Origin of the sequence: Streptomyces sp. WM6372, assembly GCF_001279655.1 — a bacterium.
GTDB lineage: Bacteria > Actinomycetota > Actinomycetes > Streptomycetales > Streptomycetaceae > Streptomyces.
The window spans coordinates 1-8,752 of the sequence record NZ_LGDB01000031.1; the positions used below are offsets into that span (position 1 = coordinate 1).

An 8,752-nucleotide genomic window follows, 5' to 3' on the forward strand; every position below is an offset into this window, starting at 1 on the left:
CCCCCCTCCCCCACCCCACCCCCCTAAGCCTCTACTCCTCCCCCGCTCCTCTCCTCCCCTTCTCCTCTACTACTCCTCCGGCGGGAACACCGCCTCCCCCGTCCCCGCCAGCGTGATCAGGATCGCCTCCACCGGACAGCCCTCCGCCGCCGTCAGGATCGGCTCGTTCGCGTCCGTCTCCGGATCCCGCGGATGCGACTGCCGCGCCGAGTCCAGCGCGAAGCCCTCCGGTGCGTGGTTCACGCACATCCCCGAGCCGATGCAGACGCCCCGGTCCACCTCCACCACCCAGCGGTCACCCACGGCGCTCACGCACCCGCCGCATTGCCCGCCGCGTAGCCCGCCGGCAGGTGGATCATCTTGTGCTCCAGGTACTCGCTCAGCCCTTCGGGGCCGAACTCCCTGCCCACACCGCTGTTCTTGTAGCCGCCGAACGGCCCCAGCATGTCCAGGCTGAAGGTGTTCACGTTGAAGGTGCCCGTCCGCACCTGCCGGGCGAAGTCGATGCCGTGCTCGACGTCCCCCGTCCAGACGCTGCCGCTCAGACCGAACTCCGAGTCGTTGGCGACCCGTACGGCCTCCGCCTCGTCCCCGTACGGGATCAGGCAGACGACCGGTCCGAAGATCTCCTCCCGGGCGATCCGCATCGAGTTGTCCACGTCCCCGAAGAGCGTCGGCTCCACGTACCAGCCCCGCTCCAGCCCCGCCGGGCGGCCGCCGCCCGCCAGGACCTTCGCGCCCTCCTCCTGCCCGATCCGGATGTAGTCCAGCGACCGCTGCTGCTGCCGCCGGGCCACCAGCGGCCCGAGCTGCGTCGCCGGGTCCAGCGGGTCGCCGACCACCAGCGCGCCGGCCGCGGCCGCGAGCGCCTCGGCGACCTCCTCGTACCGGCTGCGCGGCGCGAGCACCCGGGTCTGGGCCACGCAGGCCTGTCCGTTGTTCATCCAGGCGGCCGGGACGATCCCGGCGATGGTGGACTCCAGGTCGGCGTCCGGCAGGATCACGGCGGCCGACTTGCCGCCGAGTTCGAGGGTGACCCGGGTCAGGTTGCGGGCGGCGACCTCCATCACGCGCTTGCCGGCCGCGACCGAGCCGGTGAAGGCCACCTTGTCGACGCCCGGGTGGCCGACCAGGTACTCGCTGACCTCCCGGTCGGCGGGCAGGATCGACAGGACGCCCTCCGGCAGCCCGGCCTCGCGGGCGATGTCCGCGAGGATGTACGAGTCCAGCGGCGACTCGGGAGACGGCTTGAGGATCACCGTCGACCCCGTCAGCAGCGCGGGCGCGAGCTTGGCGGCTGCCACGAACTGCGGCACGTTCCACGGGATGACGGCCGCGACCACGCCCACCGGCTCACGGCGCACGAGGATCGGCCCGAGCGCCCCCTGACGGTGCTCCTCGTACGGGTAGGCGCGCGCGACCTGGATCGCGGCGTCGTAGACCATCATCGGACCGAGCGCCTGCGCGAGGACGCTCCAGGAGTACGGAGACCCGTTCTGCGAGCTGATCGACCGGGCGATCTCCTCGTGCCGGACGGCGATCGCGTCCTTGATCCGGGTGACGACGGCGATCCGCTCGTCCAGGGACATCCGGGGCCAGGGCCCCTCGTCGAAGGCCTTGCGCGCGACCGCGACGGCGCGGTCCACGTCCGCGCGGGAGGCGTGCGGGACGCTGCCGATGACCTGCTCGGTGTGGGGGGAGACGATCTCGATCGTGTCGGTGCCCAGCGGAGCCGTCCACTCCCCGCCGATGAACAGGTGTCCGTGTTCCACGAGCTCGGTCATGGCTGCTGCCTCCTGCGGCTTGGCGTTCCCGAACTGATACCAGTTCTAGTTCCAGGAGTCCACGGCCAGGACGGAACGGCCCGGAAGATCCAACAAGGGGTTGCGACTAGTCAGAACCGGCTACAGATGGTCGACTTGGGCGACTACTGCAACACGTTCTCGTGAGAGTGAGCCGGGCGGCGCTGACGCGGCCGGGCGCAGCGCAGACAGGGAGCCCTCATGCCGCAGGACACGTCGCCACAGTCCGCACCGCCCACCGAACCCGGGGCCGTGCCGTCCCCGTCCCCGTCCCCGCACGTCACCGACCACGGCGGCGGCGTCCGCGGCATCAAGGTCCCGATCCCCGACAACCCGCTCGGCCACACCCTCGTCCACGTCCTCGACACCGACCGCGGCCCCGTCCTCGTCGACACCGGCTGGGACGACCCGGAGTCCTGGGACACCCTCGTCTCCGGGCTCGGCGCCCTCGGCATCGCCGTCGCCGACGTCCACGGCGTGGTCATCACCCACCACCACCCCGACCACCACGGTCTGTCCGGCCGGGTCCGCGAAGCCTCCGGGGCCTGGATCGCCATGCACGCCGCCGACACCGAGGTCGTCGTACGGACCCGCTCCGCCGAGCCCGGCGTCTGGTTCGACTACATGAGCGAGAAGCTGGCCGCCGCCGGTGCCCCCGAAGAGCACGTCGCCCCCCTGCGGGCCGCCCGCGCGAGCGGCCGCCTGCGCACCCTGCCCGGGCTGCGGGCCGCCGTCCCCGACCGGGAGATCGTCCCCGGCGAGCTGCTCCCCCTCGCCGGGCGCCGCCTGCGCGCCATCTGGACGCCGGGGCACACCCCCGGTCACGTCTGCCTGCACCTGGAGGAACAGCACCCGGCGAACCTCCCCGGCAACGGCCGCCTCTTCTCCGGGGACCACCTGCTGCCCGGGATCTCCCCGCACATCGGCCTCTACGAGGCCCCGGAGGACACCCGGGTCACCGACCCCCTCGGCGACTACCTCGACTCCCTCGAACGCATCGGCCGTCTCGACCCGGCCGAGGTGCTCCCGGCGCACCAGTACGCCTTCACCGACGCCCCGGCCCGGGTGCGCGAACTGCTGCGCCACCACGAGGAGCGGCTGACCGGGCTGTGGGAGCTGCTGGCCGAGCCGCTGACCCCGTGGGGGCTGGCGGAGCGCATGGAGTGGAACCGGCCCTGGGAGCAGATCCCGTACGGCTCCCGCACCATCGCCGTCTCGGAAGCGGAAGCCCATCTGCGGCGGCTGGTGAAGCAGGGCCGGGCGGAGCCGGTCCCGGGCACCGACCCGGTCACGTACCGCGCACTGTGACGGCGGCGGACGGCTGCGGACGGCTGCGGGCCCTCGGGTAAGGGGCGCTACGCACCGGCGCCACCCTTCCGGGCTGCTACGGGCCGGTACAGTTGACCCGTCGTCCACCCTTCCGTACGGGGGGAAGCCGGTGCGATTCCGGCGCTGACCCGCAACCGTGACCCGCCCAGGCCCCTGCCGGGCGGGGAGCCGGACCGCCCCGTACGCGAGGTGCGCGGCTCGCGCCGCCGGAGCCCCCGGTGGCCGGCACCGTCGAGGTAAACGGAGCCGGAGCCCGGTGCCCTGTGCGGGCCTGCTCTCCTGCTCCCCAGCACGAGAGGCACCCGCCCCCCATGAACGTCCGCCGCAGCGCCGCCGCGCTCGCCGCCTCCGCCGTGCTCTGCGTGGGCGCCGCCCCCGCAGCCCTCGCCGCGCCCTCCCCCTCCGCCCCGCCGGCCCCGGTGATCCCGTCCGGCCTGTTCGGCAAGAAGGACCCGACGTACGACGGCGTGTGGCGGCAGTCCTTCGCGCTGCTCGCCCAGCAGACGGTCGGCGTGAAGCCGGCCAAGGAGGCCGTCGACTGGCTCGTCGGCCAGCAGTGCGCGAACGGCGGCTTCGCCTCCTTCCGCGCGGACGCCGCCGCTGCCTGCGACGACAAGACGATGTTCGACACGAACGCCACCGCGGTGGCCGTGCAGGCGCTGAAGGCGCTGGGCGGGCAGGACGCGGCGGTGAAGAAGGGCGTGGACTGGCTGAAGTCCGTCCAGAACGAGGACGGCGGCTGGGCCTTCGTCCCCGGCACCCCGAGCGAGGGCAACTCCACGTCCGTCGTCATCAGCGCGCTGGCGGTGGCGGGCGAGAAGCCGGCCGACGTGAAGTCGAAGGCGGGCAAGTCCGCGTACGAGGGTCTGCTCGCCTTCCAGCTGGGCTGCGCCGCCGAGCCGGCCGCCGACCGGGGCGCCTTCGGCTACCAGCCGGCGCCGGACGGCAAGCTCCCGGCCAACGCGGACGCCACGGCCGCCGCCGTCCTGGCCGGCCTGGGCCAGGGCGCGGTCGTGCACCCCGCCGCCACGGACACCCCCGCGGCCGCACTGGCCTGCCCGGCGGGCTCCGCCGACCCGGCGGCCGCGGCGCAGGGCGCGGCCGGCTACCTGGCCGAGACGCTGAAGAAGGACGGCCACCTCACGGCCGTCACCCCGGGCGCGGACCAGCCGACCGCGGACACCGGCAACACCGCCGACGCGGTGATCGCTCTGGCCGCGGCCGGGCACAAGCAGTCGGCGACGGCCGCGCTGGAGTGGCTGAAGGCGAACTCGGCGGAGTGGGCCAAGGACAGCCCGGCCGCCCTCGGCACCCTCGTCCTGGCCGCGCACGCGACCGGCACGGACCCGAAGTCGTTCGGCGGCACGGACCTGGTGACGGCCCTGAACGCGACGGGCCCGGCCCCGCAGACCTCCGAGGCGACGGCGGAGCCCAAGAAGAACGCGTCGGACTCGAAGGACGACTCGAACGTCTGGTGGATCGTGGGCGCGGGTCTGGCGGCCGGCATGGGCATCGGCGTCCTGCTGAGCGGCCGCCGGAAGAAGAACCAGCTCTGATGCGCCGCCGCGGCCTGACCCCGCTGGTCCTCGCGTTCGGCATCCTCCTCACCCTCCTGGCGTCCTCCCCGGCCCTGGCGGCGGGCTACCGCTACTGGTCGTTCTGGGAGGGCGCGGGAGGCCAGTGGCAGTACGCCACGCAGGGCCCCTCGACGGCCCGCCCTGCGGACGGCTCGGCGCTCGGCTTCCGTTTCGCGGTGAGCCAGGACGCGGCGGCCGAGGCGGCGAAGCCGCGCGCGGCGGCCGATTTCGCGGCGGTCTGCGCCGCCACTCCGGTGGTGGAGGGCCGCAAGCGGATCGCGGTGGTCGTCGACTTCGGCGTCCCCGCGGACGCCCCGGCGGGCGACGCCCCGCCGCAGGACACCCCGCGCACGGCCTGCGCGCAGGTCGCCCCGGACGCCACGGCGGCCGAGGCCCTGGCACAGGCCGCCAAGCCGCTCCGCTACAACAGCGCGGCGCTGCTGTGCGCGGTGTCGGGCTACCCGAAGCAGGGATGCGGCGAGCCGATCGCGGACGCGGAAGAAAAGCCGGGTCCGAAGCCGAGTCCGAAGCCGCAGCCTCAGCCGTCGGCGCAGGCGGAGTCCGGCGACGGCGGCCCGTCGACGGGCCTGCTGGCCGGAGTGGCAGCGGTTGCCGCCCTGGCCGCGGCCGCGGTCTGGCAATCCCGCCGCCGCCGATGACACCTCCCGCCACCCCCGACGACGCTGACCGCCCCGGCCCGGCCGGCTCCCCCCGCGCGGCGGAGCCGACGGACGCGGCGGTGGCCGGCGTGAGCGGCGTGGGTGGTGTGGCCGGCACGGGCGGGGCCGGGAGCGTCACCGCGGCAGGCGGGGACGGTGGCGGCCGGCAGGCCGCCGGGGGTGGTGCGGGTACGGCCCGGACCCGCGGGCCCGCGGACGAAGGCGTGACGCCGGGCGGGCCCGGGAGGGCCGGGGCGGGTGGTCCCGGGCCGGGGCCGACGTACAAGACGAGCCGGGTGCACCGGCTGACCGCTCCGCAGGCCCGTCGGGGCAACGCCCTGCACGCGGGGGCGTGGTGGCTCTGGGCGCTCGGGCTCGCCACCGCCGCCTCGCGCACCACCAATCCGCTGCTCCTCGGCCTGATCGTCGGCGTGGCCGGCTACGTCGTGGCCGCACGCCGGACTTCCGCCCCCTGGGCCCGTTCCTACGGCGCGTTCCTCAAGCTCGGCCTCTTCGTCGTCGGGCTCCGGCTCCTGTTCTCGGTGCTGCTCGGCTCCCCGATCCCCGGCGCGCACGTCCTGTTCACCCTCCCCGAGGTGCCGCTGCCCGCCTGGGCGGCCCAGGGGATCCGCCTCGGCGGCCGCGTCACGGCCGAGCAGCTCGTCTTCGCCTTCTACGACGGCGCCAAGCTGGCCACCCTCCTCGTCTGCGTCGGCGCCGCCAACGCCCTCGCCAACCCGGCCCGGCTGCTGAAGTCCCTCCCGGCCGCCCTCTACGAGGCCGGCGTCGCCGTCGTCGTCGCCATGACCTTCGCGCCGAACATGGTCGCCGACGTCTCCCGCCTGCGGACCGCCCGCCGCCTGCGCGGCCGTCCCACCGGCGGAGTCAAGGCGATCCTCCAGATCGGCCTGCCCGTCCTGGAGGGCGCGCTGGAGCGCTCGGTCGCCGTCGCCGCCTCGATGGACGCGCGCGGCTACGGCCGGACCGCGCAGGTCCCGCCCGCCGTCCGGCACACCACCAACGTCCTCACCCTCGGCGGCCTGCTCGGCATGTGCGCCGGCACGTACGGATTGCTCGCCGCCGAGGGCGCCGCGTACGGGCTGCCGGTCCTCGTGATCGGGCTCGGGCTGGCGCTCGCGGGCCTGCGGCTGGGCGGGCGGCGCAGCATCCGGACCCGCTACCGGCCCGACCGCTGGGGGTGGCGCGCGTGGCTGGTCGCCGGGTCGGGCGCGGCCGTCGCCGCCGTCCTGATCCGTGCCGGGTCCGTCGATCCGGGCGCCCTGCAGCCCGGCGTCGTCCCGCTGGCCGCCCCGACGCTCCCGCTGTGGCCGGCGGCCGGGATCCTGATCGGCCTGCTCCCGGCGTTCGTGGCGCCCGTACCGTCCACCACACTCGCGAAGGAAACACCCCAGTGATCCGCTTCGAGCAGGTGTCGGTCACGTACGACGGCGCCGCGCAGCCCACCCTCCGCGACGCCGATCTGGTGATCCCGGAGGGCGAGCTCACACTCCTGGTCGGCCCGTCGGGCGTCGGCAAGTCCACGCTCCTCGGTGCCGTCTCCGGTCTGGTCCCGCACTTCACCGGGGGCACGCTGCGGGGCCGCGTCACCGTCGCCGGCCGCGACACCCGCACCCACAAGCCGCGCGAGCTCGCCGATGTCGTGGGCACGGTCGGCCAGGACCCGCTCGCGCATTTCGTGACGGACGTGGTCGAGGACGAGCTGGCGTACGGCATGGAGTCCCTGGGGCTGGCGCCGGCCGTCATGCGCCGCCGGGTCGAGGAGACCCTGGACCTGCTCGGCCTGAACGAACTGCGCGACCGCCCCATCGCCACCCTCTCCGGCGGCCAGCAGCAGCGGGTCGCGATCGGCTCGGTCCTGACCCCGCACCCGAAGGTCCTGGTGCTGGACGAGCCCACCTCGGCGCTGGACCCGGCCGCCGCCGAGGAGGTGCTCGCGGTCCTCCAGCGCCTGGTGCACGACCTGGGCACCACGGTCCTGCTGGCCGAGCACCGTCTGGAGCGGGTCGTCCAGTACGCGGACCAGGTGCTCCTCCTCCCGGCCCCGGGCGCCGCCCCGGTCCTCGGCAGCCCGTCCTCGATCATGGCCGTCTCCCCGGTCCACCCCCCGGTGGTGGCCCTGGGCCGCCTGGCGGGCTGGTCCCCCCTTCCCCTCTCGGTCCGCGACGCCCGCCGCCGGTCGGCTCCGCTCCTGTCCCGTCTGTCCTGCCTGCCCCAGCCGCCCCTCGCGCCGTCCGGCGCCACGCCCGAGCCGGCGTTCGAGCCGCGGGGGGCCGGCGGCAGCACCCCCGCCGCGCCCTCCCCCCTGCCCGCCCCGGCCCCGCCACGCCGTTCGGCCCCGCTGCCGCTTGAGGCGCGGGGTCCGGGGCGGAGCCCCGGGATCGGGAAGGGGCGGGGTGGGGAGGAAGCCCCGCGCAGCGGCCCCGGCCCGGGCCGCCTGGCCCGTCTGCTCCGCCGGAGCGGGCCGGCCCCCGGCCCCGCCGTCGCGAGCGGCACCGGGACCGGGACCGGCACCCGCGGCGGCACCGGCGACCCGGAGCCCGTGGCCCGGGTCGCCGCCCTCTCGCTGCGCCGCGGCCGCGCCGAAGTCCTCCACGGCATCGACCTCTCCGTCGCGCCCGGCGAGACCATCGCCCTCATGGGCCGCAACGGCGCCGGCAAGTCCACCCTCCTCGCCACCCTCATCGGCACGCTCGCCCCCACCACCGGCACCGTGACCGTCCGCGGCCGCACCCCCCACCGCACCGCCCCGCAGGAGATGGTCCGCCGCGTCGGCCTCGTCCCCCAGGAGCCCCGCGACCTCCTCTACGCCGACACCGTGGCCGCCGAGTGCTCCGCCGCCGACTCCGACGCCGGCGCGGCCCCCGGAACCTGCCGGGATCTCGTCTCCGCCCTGCTCCCCGACGTCCCCGACGACACCCACCCCCGGGACCTCTCGGAGGGCCAGCGCCTGGCCCTGGCCCTGGCGCTCGTACTCACCGGCCGGCCGGCCCTGCTCCTGCTCGACGAACCGACCCGCGGTCTGGACTACGCGGCCAAGGCCCGTCTGATCGAGATCCTGCGGGCGCTGGCCGCCGACGGACACGCCATCGTCCTCGCCACCCACGACGTGGAGCTCGCCGCCGAGCTGGCCCACCGGGTCGTCATCCTGGCCGGCGGCGAGATCGTCGCGGACGGCCCGACCGCCGAGGTCGTCGTCTCGTCCCCGGCCTTCGCCCCGCAGGTGGCCAAGATCCTGGCCCCGGCCCCCTGGCTCACGGTGACCCAGGTGGCAACGGCCCTGTCCGACCCCCGAGCCGAAGGCGAGGCCACACCGTGACCCGCCCCGCCCGCCCCCTCCGCATCGGCCCCCGCGCCGCCGCCGCGC

Annotated in this window: 7 protein-coding genes and 1 riboswitch; of the genes, 5 read left to right on the forward strand and 2 right to left on the reverse strand. The window is 75.6% G+C overall.

From position 1 onward, the window contains the following. Positions 1-69: 69 nt before the first annotated feature. Positions 70-303, reverse strand: coding sequence for a ferredoxin (locus tag ADK52_RS04925; protein WP_030163197.1), 234 nt, complete (start codon positions 301-303; stop codon positions 70-72). Between the two features lie 5 nt (positions 304-308). Beyond that, on the reverse strand, positions 309-1,784 hold the full coding sequence (locus ADK52_RS04930) for an aldehyde dehydrogenase (protein ID WP_053688555.1): 1,476 nt from the start codon (positions 1,782-1,784) through the stop codon (positions 309-311). A gap of 219 nt (positions 1,785-2,003) precedes the next feature. Here ADK52_RS04930 and ADK52_RS04935 point away from each other — a divergent pair, with 219 nt between their 5' ends. From ADK52_RS04935 to ADK52_RS04955, 5 genes are all read left to right on the forward strand, one after another. After that, the gene (locus ADK52_RS04935; RefSeq protein WP_234343426.1) at positions 2,004-3,110 is read left to right on the forward strand and encodes an MBL fold metallo-hydrolase; all 1,107 of its coding nucleotides are present in this window, start codon (positions 2,004-2,006) and stop codon (positions 3,108-3,110) included. 121 nt (positions 3,111-3,231) lie between these two features. Continuing rightward, a riboswitch (cobalamin riboswitch) is annotated at positions 3,232-3,306 on the forward strand. A gap of 136 nt (positions 3,307-3,442) precedes the next feature. Further along, complete coding sequence (locus tag ADK52_RS04940; RefSeq protein ID WP_053688556.1) at positions 3,443-4,687, forward strand: prenyltransferase/squalene oxidase repeat-containing protein; 1,245 nt, start codon at positions 3,443-3,445, stop codon at positions 4,685-4,687. After that, the gene (locus ADK52_RS04945) at positions 4,687-5,367 is read left to right on the forward strand and encodes an SCO2322 family protein (protein WP_053688557.1); all 681 of its coding nucleotides are present in this window, start codon (positions 4,687-4,689) and stop codon (positions 5,365-5,367) included. Before ADK52_RS04940 ends, ADK52_RS04945 begins: the two co-directional genes overlap by 1 nt. Continuing rightward, a complete protein-coding gene (locus tag ADK52_RS04950) occupies positions 5,364-6,782 on the forward strand; it encodes an energy-coupling factor transporter transmembrane component T (RefSeq protein WP_234343428.1) in 1,419 nt (472 codons plus the stop codon). Before ADK52_RS04945 ends, ADK52_RS04950 begins: the two co-directional genes overlap by 4 nt. Further along, a complete protein-coding gene (locus ADK52_RS04955) occupies positions 6,779-8,704 on the forward strand; it encodes an ABC transporter ATP-binding protein (RefSeq protein WP_053688559.1) in 1,926 nt (641 codons plus the stop codon). Before ADK52_RS04950 ends, ADK52_RS04955 begins: the two co-directional genes overlap by 4 nt. Positions 8,705-8,752 lie beyond the last annotated feature (48 nt).